The organism is Paraburkholderia sp. GAS32 (assembly GCF_050434225.1).
Taxonomy (GTDB): Bacteria; Pseudomonadota; Gammaproteobacteria; order Burkholderiales; family Burkholderiaceae; genus Paraburkholderia; species Paraburkholderia madseniana.
The window spans coordinates 111,991-132,538 of the sequence record NZ_JBNPVS010000027.1 but is presented as its reverse complement, the minus strand read 5'-3'; the positions used below and the strand labels follow the sequence as shown (position 1 = coordinate 132,538).

Sequence of the window (20,548 nt, the reverse complement as noted above, 5' to 3'; positions counted from 1 at the left end):
TCGCAAAACCTACCATATGCGCATGTCACGGTTGCGGTATGTAACGTCGTGAGGCCGTGCGCTGAGCAACGGCCCAGAACATACCAAAAGTGTTGATAATTTATCTTATGTCAAATTATAGAAGCACTACCAACGACACCCACCAAATCCCTCCCTGCGTTCATCAACCTTCCCCAGTCGCAGCAGCCCAGCCTCTTTGCATCGCCCCCACCAACTGCTTCCACAAAAACTCCGCCGCAGGCGACAAACGCCGGCCAACCCGGCGTATCACCTGGCTGCTGAAGTCGCGTGCAATCGGATGATCGATCTCAAGCGCAACGAGTTTGCCCGTGTCGAGATATTGCCGCGCGGCATCGGTCGACATGAACGCAACCCCAAGACCCGCCGCCGCAATCGCCTGCGCCGCGGCGAACATATCGCACCGGTAAGCCGGCGTCAGGCTGAGCCGCTCTGCGCGAATGATCGAGTCGACATACTGTTGAACGCCGAAACGCGGCGGCATGAAAATCAGGCGGGCATCGGCAAGCTGCTCGAAGCGGATACGCTGCAGTCCCGCCAACGGATGCCTCGGGCTCACGAACGCGCAGAACGGCGCGGCGCGAAACGTGCGCGAGCGTATCGCCGGGTCCCTCGCTCCGCCCGCGCATAAGCCAAGATCCACCTCATCGTTGCGAACCATCGCGATAATTTCGGACGTCGCGCCCGTATGCAGATCGACGACGATATCCGGAAACTGCGCGCTAAAACGCTCGAGCACGATCGCCATCAGATTACCGACGAAGCCCTCGCCGCACCCAATGCCGATCCGTCCGCGCCGCAGCCCCCGATAATCCTCCAGTTGCACCAGCATCTCCGCTTCGCGGCGCCGGCTTTCACGAAAGTGATCGACGAGACTCAGGCCGATTTCCGTGAGCGCCACGCGCCGTCCTTGCCGCTCGAGCAGCGCCACACCGTGCGCGCGCTCCAGTTGCGTGACCTGCCGGCTGATCACCGACGCATTGATGCCGAGCGCGTCCGCCGCCGCCCGCACGCCACCATGCACGGCGATTTCATGCAGATAGCGCAGGCTGCGCGGATTCAGGGCGCCTGTCTGAAGGATATCGGTATCGGTTGACATGCTTTCCGGACTGTTGACATTGAAGTCAACATTATCGACCGAAATACGTCATTGATCGCACGTTTTTGCAGCGAAATACTGACGCTTCGCTTTCCATATGCACGTCTATCCAATGCCCAATACCCAGCACTTTTGTACGCTCGACGAAACCACCGATCTGAACGATGAACTGCGCGGCATTCGTCATCGTTTGCACCAGCACCCCGAGCTGGCTTACCAGGAGTTCCAGACATCGGATCTTGTCGCCGAAGCGCTCGAAAGTTGGGGCTACGAAGTGACACGTGGCCTGGGCGGAACGGGCATGGTCGCGTCGCTCAAGTCGGGAACGGGGTCGCGGGCCGTTGCGGTACGCGCCGATATGGACGCCCTGCCCATCACCGAGGCCACGGGCCTGCCCTATTCCAGCGTTCACCCGGGCAAGATGCACGCATGCGGTCACGACGGTCACACGGCGATGGTCCTTGGCGCAGCGCGGCATCTGGCGCGCACGCGCCGCTTTGACGGAACCGTCCATCTCGTCTTCCAACCCGCTGAGGAAATCGGCTCGGATAGCGGCGCGCAACGCATGATCGCCGACGGTCTGTTCGAGCGCTTCCCCTGCGAAGCCATTTTCGGCCTGCACAACCATCCGGGCGCACCGGCGGGCACGTTCATGTTCCGCAGCGGCCCGTTCATGGCCGCATGCGATACCGTCGACATCACGATCCACGGCCGCGGCGGTCACGCTGCCCGCCCCCATCTCGCCACCGATCCGCTCGTGATCGGCGCAGGACTCGTGACGGCGCTGCAAACCGTCGTGTCGCGTAACATCGATCCGATGCAGCCCGCCGTGGTCACGATCGGTGCGTTCAATGCGGGACACGCGCCCAATGTGATCCCCGAAACGGCGCGTCTTCAACTGAGCGTGCGTTCGTTCGATCCCGACGTGCGCAAGCTGCTCGAAGCACGCATCCGTGCGCTCGCCAATGCGCATGCGCAAGCGCACGGCGCCAGCGTCGATATCGACTATGTGCCGGGCTACCCGGTGCTCGTCAACAGCGCGCAGGAGACTGAATTCGCGTTACAGGTCGCACGCGAACTGGTGGGCGACGAACGCGTGGTCGACGGCTTTGGTCCGATCGCGGGCAGCGAGGACTTCGCCTATTACCTGCAAAAGAAGCCGGGTTGCTTCCTGCGCGTGGGCAATGGCAAGGACACGCCCATGCTGCATAACGCGAAGTACGACTTCAACGACGACAACCTGACCGTCGGCGCCGCATTCTGGACGCGGCTGGTCGAGCGGTTTCTTGCGTCGAACGTCTAAGCGCCCATCAGAAAGCGCAGACGGAACCATCATAAATACACCTACGGTGAGGACCTAAACCATGTCAACCCAGCCTCTTACGTCGTCCGGCACGATTGCGGTTTCGCAGACCCGCATTGTCGTGGCGGCCGTCGTCGGCAATCTGCTCGAGTTCTTCGATTTCACGGTCTACAGCTTTTTCGCGCTGACCATCGCGAAGCTTTTCTTTCCGTCGCAGGATCCCGTCGTGTCGACGCTGCTGGCGTTGTCTGCGTTCGCGATCGGTTTTGTGGCGAGGCCCGTCGGCGGCTTCGTGCTCGGCCATTACGCGGACAAGCGCGGGCGCCGGGCCGCGCTCACGCTGACGATCTTCCTGATGGCGGTCGGCTCCGCGGCGATCGGTCTCGCGCCGACCTACGAGACGATCGGCATTGCCGCGCCCGCGTTGATCGTGATAGCGCGCCTCGTGCAGGGTTTTGCGCAGGGCGGCGAGTTTGGCGCGGCCACCGCGACGCTGCTGGAAACGGGTTCCGCAAAAGGCCGAGGCTTTCGCGCAAGCTGGCAACTGGCGAGCCAGGGCGCGGCTGCGCTGCTCGGCTCGGGCATGGCTGCGTTGCTCACCTATCATTTGACCGGTCCGGAGCTGCTCGATTGGGGATGGCGCGTTCCGTTTCTGGCCGGCACGCTGATCATGCCCGTGGGCGTGTATCTGCGCCGGCATATCGTGGACGACGAGCCCGTCAAAACAGAGCATTCGCGCTTCGAACCGGCTCTCGTGCGCAAATGGTTTCTGACCGTCTTCGCGATCATGGGCATGACAGTCGCGACCTACGTGCTGATGTACTACATCCCCACCTACTCGATTCAGTACTTGAAGATTCCGCCCAAGCTGTCGATGCTGGTCTCGATTGGCGCGGCCTGCGTCTCGCTGCTCATGTGCCCGATCTGGGGCGCACTGTCGGACCGCATGGGCCGTAGAAAGCCGCTGACCGTGTTTGGACGCGTGGTGCTGATCGCGCTGCTGTATCCCGCGTTCTGGTTGATGAACCAAGTTCCGACGCTGCCGGTCGTTACTGGCCTGATCGTCCTTTTGATGTTTTTCTATACGATGGGTTCGGCGCCCGCGTATGCGCTCATGCCGGAGAACTTCCCGAAGCATGTGCGCGCAGGCTATCTGGCAAGCGCGTATGCGGTAGCGGTATCGGTGTTCGGCGGCACGGCGCAACTCGTCGTCGCGTGGCTCATCAAGGTGACGGGCAATACGATGGCGCCGGCCTGGTACATGATTGCGTGCGTCATCATTTCGCTCTGCGCCGTGACGATGCTAGAAGAAACCGGGGGACGCGATCTGGCCTGATTGTGTCGGGGAGTTCGGCCCTGGAAATCAGGGCCGGCTGGAAAAATGAGTGGCGGCCGTTCCGCAACGCGATCAAGGCGCGGTTGCTCTGACCCTTCGCCCCTCATCCTGGCCCGGCCCGATCACGAGGCCCGCCTCCGCCAGCAAACGCCGCAGTCCCAGCTTCGGATAGTTGCGGTCGACAGCCCGCACATCGGCACGCGTCTCCTCGATGATCCAGTCGCGCACATCCGCTGCAACCGGCCGCAACGGCCGATTCTCCGGCCACACCAGACAGCAGCGCCGGTTCGTCACGATCAGTTCTTCCTCCGCCGGCAGCAGCGCGCCCTCGAGAAGCCAATGCGAGACCACGTTGAGCCAGCCGAGCGCGACTCCCTGCCCTAGCAGCGCCGCCTGCACGACGATGGCGTAGTCGTTGAAGCTCAGCATGCTCGCTACGTGCCGCCCGTGTGCCGCGAATGTGGCGAAACGCTCATGCCAGCCGCGCTCGCCATCGTCCATCACGATCACGGTGTCGCCGTGCTCGCGGCCCGTCTGCGTCGCGGCCGTCTCGTGATAGCGCCGGTTGCACACCGGCAGTAGCGTTTCCGGCATCACGAGCACACTGTTCTCGCCGATCTCGTCCTCGCGCAAAAAGCGCATGCCGAGATCGACATCGACGAGCGGCCCGCCGATTCGCCCCGAGATAAGCTGAAACCGCAAATCGACATTCGGAAACGCCTGGTTCAGCCGGCTCATACGCGGCATCAGCCAGTGTGTCGTGAACGCGGTGGACACCGACAGCGTGACGGACTCGATGCCCGTCGCACGCGCCTCGATCTCACGTATCGCGCCTTCTATGCCATTGAAGCCTTCCGAGATCTTCCGGTAGAGGATTTTGCCGTTCTCCGTCAGCTCGATCCCACCACGCACGCGCTCGAAAAGACGCACGCCGAGATGGTCTTCCATGCGCGCCAGCATGCGGCTCACCGCGGGCTGACTCACATATAACTCCTGCGCCGCGCGCGTGAAGTTGCCGCAGCGCGCGGCAGCTTCGAACACGAACAGCGCATTGGCGCTCGGCAGTTTTTTGCGAAGGTTAGGCATGACCTGATGTTATGCCTTATCCAACAATTTGGGAATTGCCGTCAATAATGACGCGGCCTATATTTTCCCTAACGCAGGCCTCTACAGCGAGACAGGACGCAATGGACGCACGAGCGAAAACAGGTGTTTCGATCCGATCGGCAGCGAAACGTTATGGCCCGGTAGTGGCCCTCGATGACGTGTCGCTCGACATCGCCCCGGGCGAATTCGTCTCGCTGCTCGGTCCGTCGGGATCGGGCAAGACCACCCTGCTCGGCATTCTCGGCGGCTTCGTGCAGCCGAGCTCGGGTGCGGTCTGGGTCGGCGAGCGCGACATTACATTTGCGCCGCCGCACAAGCGGGACATCGGCATCGTCTTCCAGAACTACGCGCTCTTTCCGCACATGAGCGTCGGCGAGAACGTGGCGTTTCCGCTGCGCGCGCGCCGTCAGCCCAAAGCGACGTGGGCGAAGAAGGTCGCCGATGCGCTCGCGATGGTCGAACTCTCGGGCTACGAGAGCCGCGGCATCGGTCAACTATCGGGAGGCCAGCGCCAGCGGGTGGCGCTCGCTCGCGCGATGGTCTTCGAGCCGCAACTGATTCTGATGGACGAGCCGCTCTCCGCGCTCGACAAGCAACTGCGCGAAACCATGCAGATCGAGCTGCGGCGGCTGCATCGCAAGCTCGGCGCGACGATCGTCTACGTGACGCACGATCAGCGCGAGGCGCTCACCATGAGCGACCGCGTGGCCGTGCTGAAGAACGGCCGGCTCGTGCAGATCGACACGCCTGAGCGGCTCTACGACCGTCCGTGCGACGCGTTCGTGGCGAGCTTTATCGGTGAGGCGACGCTGCTCGCCGTGACGCGTGCCGGCGACGATGCCGTGCGTCTCGGCGATACGGTTCTGCGCACCGCGCACCCGCTGCCGCGCGGCGACAAGCTGCTGCTCGCGGTGCAGACCGAGAAGCTCGTAATCGACGGCGGCGATCGGCGCGAAGGCGTGAATCGTCTGTCGTGCCACGTCACCGAGGTGCTGTACCAGGGCGAAAGCCTACGCGTGTTCGCAACGCTCGCCGACGGCACCGCCATCAGCCTCAGGCAGCCCGGCGGCCACGACGCGCGCCGGCGCATCCCGGAGCCGGGCGCGCCCATGAGCGTCGTTCTCGATCCGCAGGACACGATCGTCGTGCCCGCCTGATCTCATTCATTTTTTATCCGCCCACGCTTGGGGCACTCCCTCTCCCGTTTTCACAGCAAACTGCAAAAGGATGATTTCATGAAGCTCACCGATTTCAAGGTCCTGACGTTCGACGTCGTCGGCACACTCATCGACTTCGAGCGCGGCGTGCTCGCCTCCGTGCGGCGCCTCGGCGGGCCGGCCGCGAAGGACCTGACCGACGACCAGATTTTCGAACCGTACATGCGCGGCCGTGCGACCCATCCGGGCCGCTCGAGCCACGAGATGGCCAACGTCTACCTGTCGCTGGCGAAGGAACTCGGTCTGCCCGACGACGCGCAATCGGCCGCCGCCTTCCAGCGCGACGTGCTCGAATGGCCCGCCTTCGCGGATTCGGTCGCCGCGCTCAAGCGTCTGCGCAAACACTTCCGCCTGGTTGCCATGACCAATGCGGACCGCGTCGCGCTGTCGGCCTACGCGCACACGCTTGGCGATCCGTTCGACGACACCGTCTGCTGCGACGAAACCGGCGTCGCCAAGCCCGATCCGCAATTCTTCGCATACAACCGCGGCCGTCAGGCGGCATTCGGCTACAAGTTCGGTGAGATCCTGCACACCGCGCAAAGCCAGTACCACGACATCGGCGTCGCCACGGAACTCGGCTACGCGACCTGCTGGATCGAGCGCCGTCAGGGCAAGCGGGGCTTCGGCGCCACGCCGGTGCCCGAGGCTGTCACGACGCCGACGTTCACGTTCCCGACGCTCGCCGAGCTCGCGGACGCCGTCGAAGCCGAAGCGCGCCTCGCCGCCTAAGCCGATGCTCGCGCCGACGGCACGCCCCTCGCCCCTGCCCGACTCGCTCTGGCAAGCGCTTGCTGCGGCATCGCCCGATGGGGGCGCGGCGGTCAGCACCGGTGCGCCGCTCGCGCGCGATCTCGACGTCGAAGTCGCGGTGATCGGCGCGGGCTACTCAGGCCTCGCCGCAGCCTATGCGCTGCAAAAACGCGGCGTCGGTTGCGCCGTGCTCGACGCGAACGTCGTCGGCTGGGGCGCAAGTGGGCGCAATGGCGGTGTCGTGTCGTCGAAATTCAGGCTGTCGTTTCCCACGATCGACCAGTTGCATGGTCTCGATACCGCGAAACGCATGCACCGGCTCGCGCATGAAGGCGTGCGGATCGTCGAATCGCTGGTCGACGAGTTCGGGCTCACACGGGCCCGCTTCGAGCATACGGGCAGCCTGCGCTGCGCGCACACCGAGCGCGCGCTCGCGGCGATCTGTGCCGAAGCCGACTGGGTGCGCACGAAGCTCGGCGATACGTCGATGAGCGTGCAATCGCGCGCCGAAGTCGAGCACGAGACAGGGTCGAAGGGTTTCGTCGGCGGCGTGCTGAGCGCCGATGCCGGCACGATCCTGCCGCTCGAATACGTGCGCGGACTCGCGCGCGGTATGACGCTGCGCGGCGTGCCGATTTACGAATCGACGCCGGTATTGCAGATGCACCGCGCTCCCGGCGATACGCACGTGACGTTGCGCACGCCAGGCGGTACGGTGCGTGCGAAGCAGGTGATCGTTGCGACCAATGCCTATTCGGACCTCACGCCGGCCACCTCGCCGTATCAGCGCGAACTCGTGCCGTTCCGCAGCGCGATGATCGCCACCGAGCGCTTGCCCGCCGATCTCGACGCGCGCCTGATGGTCGAACGCCGCAGCTACACGGAAACGCGGCGCATGATGAAGTGGTTCCGCAAGGCGGATGGCCGCATGCTGTTCGGCGGCCGCGACGCATTCGGCAAGGAAGGCCAGACGACCGGCTTCGATGGGCTGCAGCGGGCGATGGTCGCGCTCTTCCCTGATCTCGCGGACGTGCGCGTGGCGTATCGCTGGTCGGGCTATGTCGGCATGACGTTCAATTCGCTGCCCCATGTCGGGCGCAGCGACGATGCCACGACCTTCTGTCTGGGGTATAACGGAGCAGGCGTCGCGATGGCCAGCTTGCTCGGACAGCATGCCGCCGCGCTCGCCCTCGGCGAGACGCCCGAGCTTTCGCTGCTCGGCGCGCCGGGTCTACGGCCCGTGCCTTTTCATTCGCTGCGCGCGCCGGGTGTGAGGCTCGTTGCCGCGTGGTATCAGTTTCTCGACGCCGTAGGTGCATGATGACGACCGCCAAACGGATGCTCCAAGGACCCACATTGATGCAGGCCACCGAGTCCGATCCTGCCGCGCGCTACCAGCGGCGCGAAGATCGCACGATGCTTCTCCTGATGGCGCCGGCGCTCCTCGTGATCGTCGTGCTGCTCGTCGTGCCGCTCGCCTGGCTGTCGTGGCAGTCGATCTATCACGACGGTTTCACGCTCGAGAACTATCGGCGCATGTTCTCGGGCGCCTACCTCGAAACCTTTCTGCTGACGTTCAAACTGAGCATCATCGTCACCGTCATCACGCTGGTGCTCGGCTATCCGGTGGCCTACTTCGCGGCCTCGCTGTCACCGAAGCTGAGCGCGCTTGTCCTCGGCATGGTCATCCTGCCCTTCTGGACCAGCGTACTCGTGCGCACTTATGCGTGGCTCGTGTTGCTGCAGCGCACGGGACTCGTCAACAAGGCCTTGATCGCCTCAGGCCTGATCGACCGGCCGGTGCAACTCGCCTACAACCAGTTCGGCACGATCATCGCGATGGTTCATATCCTGCTGCCGTTCATGGTGCTGCCGCTCTATTCGGCCATGCAGAAGATTCCGCCGAATCTCTCGCAGGCGGGCGCGAGTCTGGGCGGCTCGCCGCTGCATGTGTTCATGCGCGTGTTCCTGCCGCTTTCGATGAGCGGCGTGTTCGCCGGCGTCACCCTCGTGTTCGTGCTGTGTCTCGGCTTCTACATCACGCCTGAGTTGATGGGCGGCGGCAAGTCAATCATGGTGTCGATGGTGGTGAGCCGCAACGTCGAGATCTATAACAGCTGGGGCGCGGCGAGCGCGGTGAGCGTCGTGCTGCTGATCTGCGTGTTCGCGATTTTCTACGCCGCGAGCCGTGTGGTGCCACTCGAAAAGACCCTGGGCGCGAAATGACAAAGCTCTCGTTCGGACGGATCATCCTCGGCGCGGCGGTCGTGTTGATCCTGCTGTTCCTCATGGTGCCGGTGCTGATCGTCGTGCCGCTGTCGTTCTCCGACACGCGCTTCATGACCTTCCCCCCGCCCGCCTATTCGCTGCGCTGGTATCACTCGTTCTTCGACAACCCTGCGTGGATCGACGCCGCGCGCACCACGCTGACCGCCTCGATCTGCGCCGCACTGCTCGCGACGCCGCTCGGCGTGTGCGCCGCCTATGCGATTCAGAACGGCACGCATTGGATCATGCGCTATCTGCGCACACTGCTGATGCTGCCGTTGATGGTGCCGATCATCATCGTCGCGGTGGGCGTGTTTTTTGTCTACTCGCAGGCCGGCTATGTGAATACGCTCGGCGGGCTGGTTCTCGCGGATACGATGCTCGGGCTGCCGTATGTGCTGATCTCGGTCGGCGCCGATCTTCGCACCTTCGACCGCACTCAGGAGATGGTCGCCCGCAGCCTCGGCATGAATCGCTTTCGCAGCTTCATGACGGTGACGCTGCCGCAGATCAAGGCGAGCGTGATCTCCGGCGCCGTGTTCGTGTTCATTCAGGCGCTCGACGAAACGGTGGTCGCACTCTTCGTGTCGGGCGGCTCGAACCAGACGCTAACGCGCCGCATGTTCGTTACGCTGCGTGACGAGATCGATCCGACCATCGCCGCGATCAGCACGATGCTCACGGCGCTGACGCTGTGCCTCGTGATGATCGTCGTGGTAAGCCGGCGCTCCGGCGCGGCGCGCGCCTGAACTCCTCCTACACACCACTCACATGATCAATGCACTGAAGTTCTATATCGACGGCGCGTGGGTCGAGCCGTCGGGCACCGCACGCCTGCCCGTCATCGATCCCTGCACCGAAGAAGCGTTCGCCGAAGTGGCAATGGGCACGCCCGCCGATATCGATCGCGCGGTCGCTGCCGCAAAACGCGCGTTCACGTCGTTCTCGCAGACCACGCCCGCCGAGCGTCTCGCGCTGATCCGCCGCATTCTCGAGGTCTTTCTCGAGCGTCACGACGAGATGGGCGACACGATCTCGCGGGAACTGGGCGCCCCGCGCGCGATGGCGCACGCATGGCAGGCGGGAATCGGACGGCGGCATCTCGACGAATTGATCCGCACGTGCGAAACGTTCGCGTGGCAACGCAAAAAAGGCACTACGCTCGTCAATCACGAACCGGTGGGCGTCGTTGCGCTCATCACGCCGTGGAACTGGCCGATCAATCAGATCGTCTGCAAGGCAGCGCCCGCCATCGCGGCCGGCTGCACGATGGTGCTGAAGCCCAGCGAGGTGACGCCGCTCAACGCGCTGCTGTTCGCGGAGATTCTGGACGCCGCGGGCGTGCCGCCGGGGGTCTTCAATCTCGTGAACGGCGATGGACCGACCGTCGGTGCGGCGCTTGCAGCGCATCCCGATGTCGACATGGTGTCGTTCACCGGCTCGACGCGCGCGGGCATCGAGATCGCGAAGCTCGCGGCGCCGACCGTCAAGCGCGTGCATCAGGAGCTGGGCGGCAAATCGGCCAACATCCTGCTGGACGACGTCGACTTTGAAGCCGCCGTGACGGCGGGCGTCAACTCGTGCTTCAACAACAGCGGCCAGTCGTGCAATGCACCGACACGCATGCTGGTGCCCGAGGCGCGCCATGACGAGGCGGTGGCGATCGCCCGGCGGGCGGCAGAAGCACATCGCGTTGGCCCCGCCGACCACGAGCGCACGACCATGGGGCCGGTTGTCAGCGGCGTGCAGTTCGAGCGCGTGGAACGGCTGATCGCGGCCGGCATCGACGAGGGCGCGCAGGTCGTGGCCGGTGGCCTCGGTCGTCCGCAAGGTCTCGAACGCGGCTACTACGTACAACCCACTGTGTTCGCGAACGTGCGTCCGTCCATGACGATCGCGCGCGAAGAGATCTTCGGACCCGTGCTCGTCATCATGCCGTATCGCGACGAAGACGATGCAATCGCGATTGCGAACGACAGCCCCTTCGGCCTCGCTGCCTATGTGCAATCCGCCGATCACGAGCGCGCGCGGCGCGTAGCGTTCAGGTTGCGTGCGGGCAGCGTGTACCTGAACTATCCGTCGTGGGACGCCGGCTCGCCTTTCGGTGGCTACAAGCAGTCGGGCAATGGGCGCGAATACGCCGAGTGGGGGCTCGAGGCGTTTCTCGAAGTAAAAGGCATCGTGGGGTATGGAGACTGAGGGCAACTGAGCGCTGCGGCGGTCGACGGGCCGCTTCCGCTTTCTCAACCCGGCATGTCGCCTAGGCGCGGCCACGCAGCATATCAGCGATGCGCTCCGCGATCATGATGGTCGGAATATTCGTGTTGGCGCACGGTATCGAAGGCATCAGCGACGCATCGCACACGTAAAGCCCGTTCACGCCATACACGGCGCCACGCGCATCGCAGACAGCGAGCGGATCATCGGCGGCGCCCATCCGGCAAGTTCCCGACGGATGCCAGGTACCGCCCACCGAGCGCGTGACGAACTTCGTCAAGGCATGATCGTCGGCGAGCAGGTCGTTCAGTGTCACGCCCTGAGTGACCACGCGTCGCACGAGCCACGCGCGAAACGGACCCGCGATGTCCAGCAGCGCGCTCAGCGTGCCGCGTTGCAACGCGTTCCACGCACCCGGCACGGCCACGCTCGCGACACGCGGCGAATAGCTCGAAGGCAGAAGCGTTGCGCGATGCTTCGCCATCAGCGGATCGGCCAGCGTTTCAGCGCCGAAGCGCAGCGCCTGCTTCAGGCGTTCGAGATCGCGAGCATCGGACAGCATGTTGAAATCGACAGCGGGCTCGCTATGCGGACTCGCCGACGTCAGCGTCACCCGGCCGCGCGAGTACGACTTGTTCACCCAGAAGAAGATCGTACCGAGCCGGTAGCCCACCGAATGCCAGCCCGAACGCGACAGGATCGCACCGTGCATGTCGCCGGGCACTGTGTCGTGCATGCCCGACGAAAAGCGCACGATGGCCTGCTCGTGATGCTCGTCGGGAAAAGGCGTGCGGGCGGCCCGCGGCAAAACCGCGGAAACGGCGATCGACGGATGCTCCATCAGATTGCCGCCGACGCCGGCCCGGTCCGCGCGCACTTCGATACCCAGCGCGGAGAGCTCAGCGGCCGGTCCGATGCCGCTTCGCATCAGCAGCGCAGGACTGTGGATCGCACCGGCGCAGACGATTACATGCTCGGCGCGCAATTCTTCGCTGAGCCCATCCCTGCCCTCGCTGGCGACGATGCGCGCACCGACTGCGCGCGTGCCGTCGAACAGCACGCGCTCGACGAGCGTTCCGGTGCGGATCGTGAGGTTCGGACGGGCACGCACGGTGTCGTCGAGATAACAGACCGATGTTGGGATGCGCTCGCCGGCATCGCTCACCGCGATCGATCCGATGAACGTGCCGTCCTCCCACGCGCCGTTCTGATCGTCGCGCCGCACGTGGCCACGCGCGGCAAGCGTGCCGAGCACCGCGCGCACGAAGGGTGAAATGCGTGCCCAGTTCGCGCGCTGAATGCGGACCGGGCCGCTCTTGCCGTGCAGCTCGCCGTTGATGTCGCAATCGGATTCGAGTTTGCGGAAGTACGGCAGGCAGGCGCTCCAGTTCCAGCCGAGGGCGCCGAGCGCGTGCCATTCATCGTAATCGGCGGGCGCGCCGCGATTCGCCATCAGCGCATTGATCGCCGAGCCGCCGCCGAGCAGGCGCGCCTGTTCGTAGCGTCGTGTCGTTGCCGACACGCTCATGCGCGCCTTCAGACGCTGCCAGATGTTCGCTGTGTCGAGATAGGCGCGGCCAGGGTACCGGCTGCGCACCGCAGCAGGCATGTCCGTCTGAGAAATATTGCGGCCGGCCTCGACGAGGCAGACGGTCTTGCCGGCGTCTTCGGACAGACGCGCGGCGAGCACGCAGCCCGCCGAACCGCCGCCGAGAATCAGATAGTCGATCACATTCGATGGTTACGCGGGCGTTGAAACGTGCGGAACGGGTGAGCAAAACGTGCGCGCGAGCCTGTGAGCCCGCGCGTCGAGGTCAGTCTGCGCCTTACTGCATAAACTTGAGCCAGCGCGCCTTCGCCTGAATGCCGGCGTCCGAGGCCCACCACTCCTCCGACATGAGCGCCTGCTTCGCCGCGTTGTCCGGCGAGCTCGGCAGCTCGCTCGCGCGTTTCGCGTCGATCTTGCCGGTCTTGAAAGCCGCCGGATTGCCCGGGCCATAGTCGATGTACAGCGGCAAGTTCGCCTGCAATTCGGGCGAGACAGCGGCGTTGACGAATTTGATCGCGTCGGCCAGGTTCGGCGCGTTCTTCAGCACGCACAACTGGGTGTTCTGCAGAATGCCATCGTTGAACGTGAAGTCGATATCGGGGTTGTCTTTACGCACGGCGCTCGCGCGGCCGTTCCAGATCATCGTCATATCGACTTCGCCGTCGTGCAGCAATTGCGCCGACTGCCCGCCCGACGTCCACCAGACGGTCACGTCCGGCTTGATCTGTTGGAGCTTCTTGAATGCACGGTCGACATCGAGCGGATAAAGCTTGTCGCGCGGCACGCCGTCTGCCAGAAGCGCGGCTTCGAGTACCGTCTGCGGATCATTGCGCAACGCACGCGTGCCGGGGAATCCCTTCACATTCCAGAAATCGGCCCAGCTCTGCGGCACTTTCTTCAACGACTTCTTGTTGTAGCCGATGACCGTCGAATAGAACTCATAGGCGACTGAATACGGCGTGCGGTATTTCTCGGGCATCGCGGCCCCATTCGGGATCTTCGAGAAATCGAGCTTCTCCAACAGGCCTTCGTGGCCGCCGCGCAGGCAGTTGGACGTCGGCGTATCGACCACGTCCCAGATCGGCTTGCCGGTTGCAGCCTGCGCCTTGATCTGCGGCCACGCGTCCGGGATGCTGTCCTGGTTCACGGTAATGTTCAGCAGCTTCGCAGCGGGATCGAGGATCGCCTTGGTCTGCGCTTCCTGATACGTGCCGCCTTGAGAAACAAAGGTAATCTTCCCCGCAGCAAAAACAGGCGTGAGACACGCAGGCACCAGACCCGCGACACCAAGAATCAGAACCGCCGCAAGCGGGCGCAACATGGGCTTCTTGATCACGACTTTGTCCTCGAAAGGGTTAAGCGAAAGAGATCGTGGATGTAATGCGCATTGAGGCCAATATAGTGAGTCTATTTAATGGCGACAACGCCGCAATTGTTGTGGTGCCCATGACATCATGTTATGGCAAACGCGTTACGTCGGCTTCGTAATGACCGGCTATTCCTTCTGATGAAAGATCGCCTTAGAAGCCCGCGTCGATCACGATCTTCGTTCCGTCGCTGAACCGGTTGAGGTGGAACGCATGCGGGTCGACAAGCGGCGTGTCGTTCGTCACCAGATCGGCCATCAGCTTTCCGGCCGCCGGGCCGATGCCGAATCCATGCCCCGAAAAGCCGGTGCCGATAAAGAGGCCCGGCACCGCATCGACACCGGAGATCACTGGAATCGCGTCCGGCGTCACGTCCATGTAGCCCGCCCAGCGCTGCGCGATTCGCGCGTGCGCCAGATGCGGAAAGACCTTGATGAACTCGCGCAAACCGGCGTCGGTGTACCGGGTGATCGGTTCGGGATCGAGCGTGCGGACCGCTTCGAACGCGGTGGGACGGTCGAGCGCCCAATGACGCGGACGGCGCAATTCCTCGAAGAAGCGAGCGCCGATGCCGATGCGCAAAGAGCCCAACTGGCTCTTCAACGCTTCGACATATTTGAAGAACAGGCGAAAGGAATCGGGCGTGAGATCGCTATAGGTGCGGAAGCCAAAAGCGATCGTATAGCCGCCGTCGGCGCGCTTGCGAAACGCAAATTTCTTGTTGCTTGCGCTACAGGTGGGGCCGCCGTCGAGCGGCTCGGTGCGAAGTACCGAGGCTTTTACCAGCAGTTGCGGTACATCGACATCCAGATTGCCGCAGAACAACCGCGACCACGCGCCACCCGCGACGACGACGCTGTTGCAACGAATCGTGCCGTGCTCGGTGACGACCGCACTGACGCGCCCTGCGCTTGTTTCGATGCCACGGGCGGCGCATGGCGTCAGAATCTTGACACCGCGTTTGCGCAACGCATTCGCGATCGCCGGTGCCGCCTTTTGCGGTTCGGCGCGGCCGTCGCCGGGTGTGTAGAGTCCGCCTTTGAACGCTTTCGTCGCGCCGGGCAACAGCTCGGCAACGGCACTCCCGTCGACCACGCGCGTGTCGAACGTGTCGCCTGCTACGTGGCGCGCCTTGTCGAGCCACGCGTGATGACTGTCCATCACGGCGTCTTCGTCGGTCATGTAGAGGATGCCGCATTGATTGAAGCCCGTGTCGATACCGAGCGTCTCATCCATTTTCCGCCACAGCTTCAGGCTTTCGATGCTCAACGCGAACTCGCGCATGTCACGATGCGTGACGCGCACCCACCCCCAGTTGCGACTCGATTGCTCGCCCGCAATATGGCCTTTCTCACATAGCGCGACCTGCAATCCTTTCTCGCTCAGATAAAGGGCCGTGCTCACCCCGATAATACCGCCGCCGATGACGACGACGTCGACTTGCGCAGGCAAGGTGGTGTCGTCAGCGACCGTTTCTACTTTGGGTCCCATTGTGGCTGGTGTCCTGCCTGTGAAGACTAGTTATGTTGATCGGCAATGCCGGCCCTGACCGGCACAGTCGAACTGGCCGAAGCCTGCGCCTTGCGCTGCCGGCGTGACAATCGTGTACTGGAACTGCCGCGCGCCGGATTCGCATGACGGTTGGTCCAGCGGTCGATGTGATTGATCGCGTGCGTGAGCGGCACGGTCACAAGCAGATACACCGCACCCGCAGCCACCAGCGGCGACAGGTTCGCGGTATTCACCGACGTGTTCTGGCCGATCGTAAACAGATCGCGTTGCGAAGTCAGCAGGCCGAGAAAATAGACCAGACTCGAATCCTTGACGATCGAAATGAACTGGTTCGCAAGCGCCGGCAAGATGCGCCGCACGCCTTGCGGCACGATCACGTGGCGCATGCTGCTCCAGTATGTCATGCCGAGCGCCTGACACGCGGACAGTTGTCCGCGCCCCACGCTTTGAATGCCGGAGCGGAAAATCTCCGCGATATACGCGGACGAGATCAGCCCAAGTGCGACGATCGCGAGCGGATACGGATTGGGTCCGAAGATCGCGAGCCCCACTGGCGCGAGTCCCTGGCCGACCAGCAGGATCACGAGCGCGGCCGGCAGGCCGCGAAACACGTCGATGAACACCTGTGCGGGCAGCATCAACCAGCGCGTATGCGACACCGTCATCAACGCGAGCATCATGCCCGCGACGATCCCCAGCACGGTCGAAAACACCGATAGCACCAGCGTGTTGACGAGACCCGTGCACAGCAACGACGGTATCGACGAGATCAGCAACGGCCAGTCGAGAAAGTTCTGCAAGAAAGCATTCATGGTGCGCTCCCTGTTGAGCGTCGGCGGCGGGTTCAGCCACCGGTCCGCAGTCGGCCGAACTCAATCAGTTATCGGTCTTCATCGCGTACGGCGGCAGGCTCGCGGGCTTCGAATAACCCGGATGGAACTGCAGGTACAGCTTCAGCCAGGTTCCGTCCGCGACCAGTTCGCCAATGCACTTGTTCAGCGCCGCCTCGAGCTTGGCGTTGCCCTTGTGCACAGGGAAACCGGCAGGCAGATTGACGGCGGAGATGTCGAGCTTGTCCGCGATGTTCATTTGCGGATACTTGCCCTGCAAGCCTTCCACGAGCGTTTTATCCACGAAGTAGCCATCGATGTATTTCGAGCGCATCGCGAGGAATCCCGCGTTCAGGTTCGGAAAGCGCACGATCTGCGCGCCCGGCAGGTAGCTGTCCGAATACGTGTCCTCGATCGTGCCCTGCACGACGCCGATCCGTTTGCCCTTCACCGACGACGGATCGCTCGTGATCGTGCTGTCGGGCAAGGTTGCTACGCTTAGAAGGCCCGTCAGATAGCCCTCTGAGAAATCGACCATTTTCAGGCGTTCTTTCGTGATCGAAATCGACCCGGCGGCCAGATCGATCTGCTGGTTCGCAACGCTCGGCAGCAGTCCGCTGAAATCCTGCGCGCGGAACTCGGCGCTCAGGCCGAGCTTCGCGGCGACGGCGCGCAGCAGTTCGACGTCGAAGCCCGTCATCTTGCCGTTGTCGATATACGAATACGGCTTGTTGTTCGCATCCACGCCGGCGACCAGCTTGCCGGGCGTCAGCGTGCCGATGTCGTCGGCACGGGCGTTGCCTTGCAACACGAGCGATAGCGGCACGACAACCGCAATGAGGCTGAGAAGATGGCGAAAACGCATGATGTTTGCTCCGTCGAAAGGACCTGCGATGGGAAGTCTGTCAAGAAAGCGCGGCGCGCGCGCGGCCGCTCCAGAAATCGTCGAACGCATAGAGCGCCGTGCCGACCGGCACGCTCAGGCGGCTCGCCATGCCGGCCGGGTTGACCGGAAAGGCGCCCTCGCCGAATGCGCCCGCCTGCGCATCGAGTCCGAGCATGGATCTCGCGACTCGCGAGCCCAGATAGCTCATCAGCGCGACACCGTTGCCGTTGCAGCCGAGCGCGTAGTGAATGCCGTCCTGTTCACCGATATGCGCGAGCTTGTCGCCCGTCATCGCGACGTAGCCCTTCCACGCGTGCGTGATGCGCACGTCGCGCAGTGCGGGCCACAACTCGATCATCTTCGCGTGCAGCATCCTCGCCGCTTCACGTTCGCTCACTTCGCGGATGGCGGGGCGCGAGCCGAACAGCATTCGCGTGCCATCGGGCGACGGCCTTGTGTAGAACAGATTGCGCTTCGAATCGCTGATCATGCGCCGCCCCGGATTCAGCACGGCCATCAGTCCCGGCGGCAGCGGCTCCGTTGCGATCTGGTAACTCGCGACCGGCAGCACGCGCCGCGCGAAGAACGGCAGCAGCCGTCCGGTGTAGCCGTTGGTCGCGACCAGCACATGCTTCGTGTCGATTTTTCCTCGCGTTGCGTGAACCCGAAAACCCGCGCCATTGCGTTCGATTCGTTCCACTCCCGCATGTGAATGCAAAGTCGCGCCGCAACGCCGCGCTAGATCTCGCAGCGCGCGATGATATTTGGCCGTATGCAGACCACCGTATTCATCGACGAGAATCCCGCCGTAGTAGTAGTCGGAGCCGATCACCGTATGCTGCTCCGCGCGCGGCACGACATGCACCGTCACGCCGGTCTTCTCGCGCAAGAGGTCGCCCTGGCGCCGCAAGCGATCGAAGTGGCGCGGCGTGAATGCACCGAAGAAACGCCCCGTGATCTGCAGATCGGCGTCGAGCGACTCCTCGGCGACAAGGCGCTTCAGGTAATCGAAGCTCGCCATCGACTCGTGCATCAGCCGTCCCAGCCGCTCTGCCGATACGCCACGAATCGCATTGGTTAGCGCGAGCTTCTGTCCGCTCGACACCATGCCGCCGCTGCGCGTGCTGCCGCCCGCCCCGATCTCTGCGGCGTCGAGCACGGCGACGCTCGCGCCGAGGCGCGCTGCAACCGCAGCCGCCGACAAGCCGCAATAGCCGCTGCCGACGATCACCACGTCAACGTTGGACGGCAACGCGTCACGGACCGTCTCGGGCGGCGCGGTGTCCCACCAGTACGGGGTCACGCGAAAATCGTCGTGAAGCAGCAGGGCATCGGAGCGCATCGTCTATGGCCGGTAAGAAGATGCAAGCCAGTCTAGGTTTTCGTCGACCATCCGGTCAAATACGACCAAAAACGTCTGCCATTCAAATTTGGTATGGCAAGCTGGGAGCCGGATCAACGAAGGCAGACGAGGCAAAAGGATGAATCAGCGGCAAATCGAAGCGTTCAGGCTGGTCATGTTGCGCGGCTCGATGACCGCCGCCGCCGAGGAACTTGGCACGTCGCAGCCGAGCATCAGCCGGTTGATTGCGGAACTGGAGGCATCGACGGGATTGGCGCTGTTCACGCGCAATGGCGGACGGATTCAGGCCACGGATGCGGGGAGCGCGTTTTACCGCGAAGTGGACCGGAGTTTTGTGGGCCTCGAGAAACTGGCGCATTCCGCGCGTGAAATCCGCCAGTTCGGCAGTGGCCGTCTGCGGCTCGTCGCGGCGCCGGTGCTGGCGTTGTCGTTCATCCCGATTGTGATCGAGCGTTTTCTTGCCGTCTATCCACGCATTGCGATATCGCTGGAAATGCGCAGCGAAGGCACGATCCAGCGTTGGGCCTCGGCGGCCTATTGCGATATCGGCTTTGCTACGACTACGCCCGATGCATTTGGTGTGACGAGCACCGAGTTATACCGGCTACCCGGCGTGTGCGCGCTACCGGCCGGGCATCCGCTGACTGCGCGCAAACGTATCCACGCACGCGATCTGCGCAACGAAAGGCTGATTCTGCCTTCGTATGCGGACGACACGCGTTCGTCGCTGGATCGCGTGTTGCGTCAGGCGGAAGTCAATCAGGTGCCGACTATCGAAACGCCATACGGTGCGACGATTTGCGCGATGGTGTCGCGCGGGTTGGGAATCGGCATCGTGAATCCGCTTGCGACTTTCGATGCCAATCCCACGAAGATCCAGTTTCGGCCGTTTTCACCGGACGTCGTGTTTCGGGGATTCACCGTATGTCCGCAGCTTCAGTACACAAATCCGATCGTTGATAGTTTTCTTAAGATGGCCGACGACACGATGGTGCTTGAAGCAAAGCACGCCTCTAAACCCGCGCGACATTAAAGCTTCAATGACACCACGCGGAAAATAGTCCAGCCGGCCGCCCTGAACCATGTCGAACACCGTCTCATACGGAACCGTCCCTATGTTCAGATCGGCTGCTCTCATGATCTTTGTGTCGATCCAGCCAAGCCCCTGACCACCCGTCAATGCCTTCAGATCATGTGGTCATGTTCTCAGCCCTGATCGGCACGCGCTCTTCAAACCAGCAACGTCGTGTGGACCGCCGTCCCATAGCACAACACCTCTGTGATGCCTCTCGCTATCTCGGTTGCGTCGTACCGCATGCCGATGATGCCGTTTGCGCCAAGGTCCGCAGCCTGCGCAATCATTCGGTCGTATGCATCCTGCCGCGCTCGCTCACACAGCGAGGTGTAAAGCGTGATGTTGCCTCCAAAAATCGTCTGCAGCGATGCGCCAAGTGCACCAACGACGGATCGGGACCGAACGATGATCCCGCGAGCGACGCCGAATGAGCGCTCTATCCTGTGTCCCGGAAGGTCAAACGCTGTCGTCACCATGTGTCGTTCTATCATCGTCTTCTCCGTGTTCAATTGATCGCTTGCGTTTCATCGGGCGTGCTTTCAAGGCGCTTTATTGTAGCTAAGCGCCTGATTGGCGTGCCGGGATCGCTGACTGGATAGATATACGGTAACACTCCAGTCAGCCGGGCAATGCGGACATCTTATGAGC

The 20,548-nt window shown here is 63.2% G+C and carries 18 protein-coding genes; 9 read left to right on the top strand and 9 right to left on the bottom strand.

Translation table 11 applies throughout. The features are described from left to right. Positions 1-163 precede the first annotated feature (163 nt). Positions 164-1,117 carry a LysR family transcriptional regulator gene (locus P3T25_RS28990; protein WP_171927350.1) on the bottom strand — a complete coding sequence of 318 codons (954 nt, stop codon included), beginning with the start codon at positions 1,115-1,117 and terminating at the stop codon, positions 164-166. Positions 1,118-1,229: 112 nt separating this feature from the next. Here P3T25_RS28990 and P3T25_RS28985 point away from each other — a divergent pair, with 112 nt between their 5' ends. Together P3T25_RS28985 and P3T25_RS28980 are read left to right on the top strand one after the other, a co-directional pair. Further along, a complete protein-coding gene (locus P3T25_RS28985) occupies positions 1,230-2,420 on the top strand; it encodes a M20 aminoacylase family protein (protein ID WP_429360227.1) in 1,191 nt (396 codons plus the stop codon). A 61-nt stretch (positions 2,421-2,481) separates the two neighbouring features. Next, a complete protein-coding gene (locus tag P3T25_RS28980) occupies positions 2,482-3,756 on the top strand; it encodes an MFS transporter (RefSeq protein ID WP_429360225.1) in 1,275 nt (424 codons plus the stop codon). 72 nt (positions 3,757-3,828) lie between these two features. Here the strand turns inward: P3T25_RS28980 and P3T25_RS28975 are convergent, their stop codons facing one another. Then, entirely contained in the window at positions 3,829-4,842 is a 1,014-nt protein-coding gene (locus P3T25_RS28975) for a LysR family transcriptional regulator (protein ID WP_171927347.1), read from the bottom strand. 101 nt (positions 4,843-4,943) lie between these two features. On the opposite strand from P3T25_RS28975, the gene P3T25_RS28970 reads away from it, so the two are divergent. From P3T25_RS28970 to P3T25_RS28945, 6 genes are all read left to right on the top strand, one after another. Beyond that, on the top strand, positions 4,944-6,020 hold the full coding sequence (locus P3T25_RS28970) for an ABC transporter ATP-binding protein (RefSeq protein WP_154567487.1): 1,077 nt from the start codon (positions 4,944-4,946) through the stop codon (positions 6,018-6,020). A 78-nt stretch (positions 6,021-6,098) separates the two neighbouring features. Continuing rightward, positions 6,099-6,812, top strand: coding sequence for an HAD-IA family hydrolase (locus P3T25_RS28965; protein WP_154567488.1), 714 nt, complete (start codon positions 6,099-6,101; stop codon positions 6,810-6,812). A gap of 4 nt (positions 6,813-6,816) precedes the next feature. Next, positions 6,817-8,154, top strand: coding sequence for an NAD(P)/FAD-dependent oxidoreductase (locus P3T25_RS28960; protein WP_171927346.1), 1,338 nt, complete (start codon positions 6,817-6,819; stop codon positions 8,152-8,154). 38 nt (positions 8,155-8,192) lie between these two features. Then, positions 8,193-9,059 carry an ABC transporter permease gene (locus tag P3T25_RS28955; RefSeq protein WP_233465424.1) on the top strand — a complete coding sequence of 289 codons (867 nt, stop codon included), beginning with the start codon at positions 8,193-8,195 and terminating at the stop codon, positions 9,057-9,059. Next, positions 9,056-9,850, top strand: a complete 795-nt coding sequence (locus P3T25_RS28950; protein ID WP_171927345.1) for an ABC transporter permease — start codon at positions 9,056-9,058, stop codon at positions 9,848-9,850. The genes P3T25_RS28955 and P3T25_RS28950 overlap by 4 nt, the downstream gene beginning before the upstream one ends. Before the next feature lie 22 nt (positions 9,851-9,872). Then, positions 9,873-11,300 (top strand): aldehyde dehydrogenase family protein, encoded by a 1,428-nt coding sequence (locus P3T25_RS28945; RefSeq protein WP_429360221.1) that lies wholly within the window; start codon positions 9,873-9,875, stop codon positions 11,298-11,300. A 61-nt stretch (positions 11,301-11,361) separates the two neighbouring features. On the opposite strand, the gene P3T25_RS28940 is transcribed toward P3T25_RS28945, so the two are convergent. From P3T25_RS28940 to P3T25_RS28915, 6 genes are all read right to left on the bottom strand, one after another. Further along, positions 11,362-13,050 carry a GMC family oxidoreductase gene (locus tag P3T25_RS28940; RefSeq protein WP_266240290.1) on the bottom strand — a complete coding sequence of 563 codons (1,689 nt, stop codon included), beginning with the start codon at positions 13,048-13,050 and terminating at the stop codon, positions 11,362-11,364. Positions 13,051-13,144: 94 nt separating this feature from the next. Then, positions 13,145-14,203, bottom strand: a complete 1,059-nt coding sequence (locus P3T25_RS28935; RefSeq protein WP_171927342.1) for an ABC transporter substrate-binding protein — start codon at positions 14,201-14,203, stop codon at positions 13,145-13,147. Between the two features lie 184 nt (positions 14,204-14,387). Next, entirely contained in the window at positions 14,388-15,725 is a 1,338-nt protein-coding gene (locus P3T25_RS28930; protein WP_429360218.1) for an NAD(P)/FAD-dependent oxidoreductase, read from the bottom strand. A 26-nt stretch (positions 15,726-15,751) separates the two neighbouring features. Then, positions 15,752-16,558, bottom strand: coding sequence for an amino acid ABC transporter permease (locus P3T25_RS28925; RefSeq protein WP_154560808.1), 807 nt, complete (start codon positions 16,556-16,558; stop codon positions 15,752-15,754). Between the two features lie 64 nt (positions 16,559-16,622). Continuing rightward, positions 16,623-17,441 carry a transporter substrate-binding domain-containing protein gene (locus P3T25_RS28920; RefSeq protein ID WP_233464881.1) on the bottom strand — a complete coding sequence of 273 codons (819 nt, stop codon included), beginning with the start codon at positions 17,439-17,441 and terminating at the stop codon, positions 16,623-16,625. 40 nt (positions 17,442-17,481) lie between these two features. After that, positions 17,482-18,804, bottom strand: a complete 1,323-nt coding sequence (locus P3T25_RS28915; RefSeq protein WP_429360215.1) for an NAD(P)/FAD-dependent oxidoreductase — start codon at positions 18,802-18,804, stop codon at positions 17,482-17,484. A gap of 139 nt (positions 18,805-18,943) precedes the next feature. On the opposite strand from P3T25_RS28915, the gene P3T25_RS28910 reads away from it, so the two are divergent. Beyond that, positions 18,944-19,858: a LysR substrate-binding domain-containing protein gene (locus P3T25_RS28910; protein ID WP_154560807.1), complete on the top strand. Its 915-nt coding sequence runs from the start codon at positions 18,944-18,946 to the stop codon at positions 19,856-19,858. 197 nt (positions 19,859-20,055) lie between these two features. On the opposite strand, the gene P3T25_RS28905 is transcribed toward P3T25_RS28910, so the two are convergent. Continuing rightward, complete coding sequence (locus tag P3T25_RS28905; protein ID WP_154560821.1) at positions 20,056-20,391, bottom strand: YbjQ family protein; 336 nt, start codon at positions 20,389-20,391, stop codon at positions 20,056-20,058. Between the last annotated feature and the right edge of the window lie 157 nt (positions 20,392-20,548).

Excerpts from the sequence above, each read along its gene's own strand:
- P3T25_RS28990 (WP_171927350.1), bottom strand. The coding sequence starts at position 1,117 with ATGTCAACCGATACCGATATCCTTCAGACAGGCGCCCTGAATCCGCGC.
- P3T25_RS28985 (WP_429360227.1), top strand. The coding sequence starts at position 1,230 with ATGCCCAATACCCAGCACTTTTGTACGCTCGACGAAACCACCGATCTG.
- P3T25_RS28980 (WP_429360225.1), top strand. The coding sequence starts at position 2,482 with ATGTCAACCCAGCCTCTTACGTCGTCCGGCACGATTGCGGTTTCGCAG.
- P3T25_RS28975 (WP_171927347.1), bottom strand. The coding sequence starts at position 4,842 with ATGCCTAACCTTCGCAAAAAACTGCCGAGCGCCAATGCGCTGTTCGTG.
- P3T25_RS28970 (WP_154567487.1), top strand. The coding sequence starts at position 4,944 with ATGGACGCACGAGCGAAAACAGGTGTTTCGATCCGATCGGCAGCGAAA.
- P3T25_RS28965 (WP_154567488.1), top strand. The coding sequence starts at position 6,099 with ATGAAGCTCACCGATTTCAAGGTCCTGACGTTCGACGTCGTCGGCACA.
- P3T25_RS28960 (WP_171927346.1), top strand. The coding sequence starts at position 6,817 with ATGCTCGCGCCGACGGCACGCCCCTCGCCCCTGCCCGACTCGCTCTGG.
- P3T25_RS28955 (WP_233465424.1), top strand. The coding sequence starts at position 8,193 with ATGCAGGCCACCGAGTCCGATCCTGCCGCGCGCTACCAGCGGCGCGAA.
- P3T25_RS28950 (WP_171927345.1), top strand. The coding sequence starts at position 9,056 with ATGACAAAGCTCTCGTTCGGACGGATCATCCTCGGCGCGGCGGTCGTG.
- P3T25_RS28945 (WP_429360221.1), top strand. The coding sequence starts at position 9,873 with ATGATCAATGCACTGAAGTTCTATATCGACGGCGCGTGGGTCGAGCCG.
- P3T25_RS28930 (WP_429360218.1), bottom strand. The coding sequence starts at position 15,725 with ATGGGACCCAAAGTAGAAACGGTCGCTGACGACACCACCTTGCCTGCG.
- P3T25_RS28925 (WP_154560808.1), bottom strand. The coding sequence starts at position 16,558 with ATGAATGCTTTCTTGCAGAACTTTCTCGACTGGCCGTTGCTGATCTCG.
- P3T25_RS28920 (WP_233464881.1), bottom strand. The coding sequence starts at position 17,441 with ATGCGTTTTCGCCATCTTCTCAGCCTCATTGCGGTTGTCGTGCCGCTA.
- P3T25_RS28915 (WP_429360215.1), bottom strand. The coding sequence starts at position 18,804 with ATGCGCTCCGATGCCCTGCTGCTTCACGACGATTTTCGCGTGACCCCG.
- P3T25_RS28910 (WP_154560807.1), top strand. The coding sequence starts at position 18,944 with ATGAATCAGCGGCAAATCGAAGCGTTCAGGCTGGTCATGTTGCGCGGC.
- P3T25_RS28905 (WP_154560821.1), bottom strand. The coding sequence starts at position 20,391 with ATGATAGAACGACACATGGTGACGACAGCGTTTGACCTTCCGGGACAC.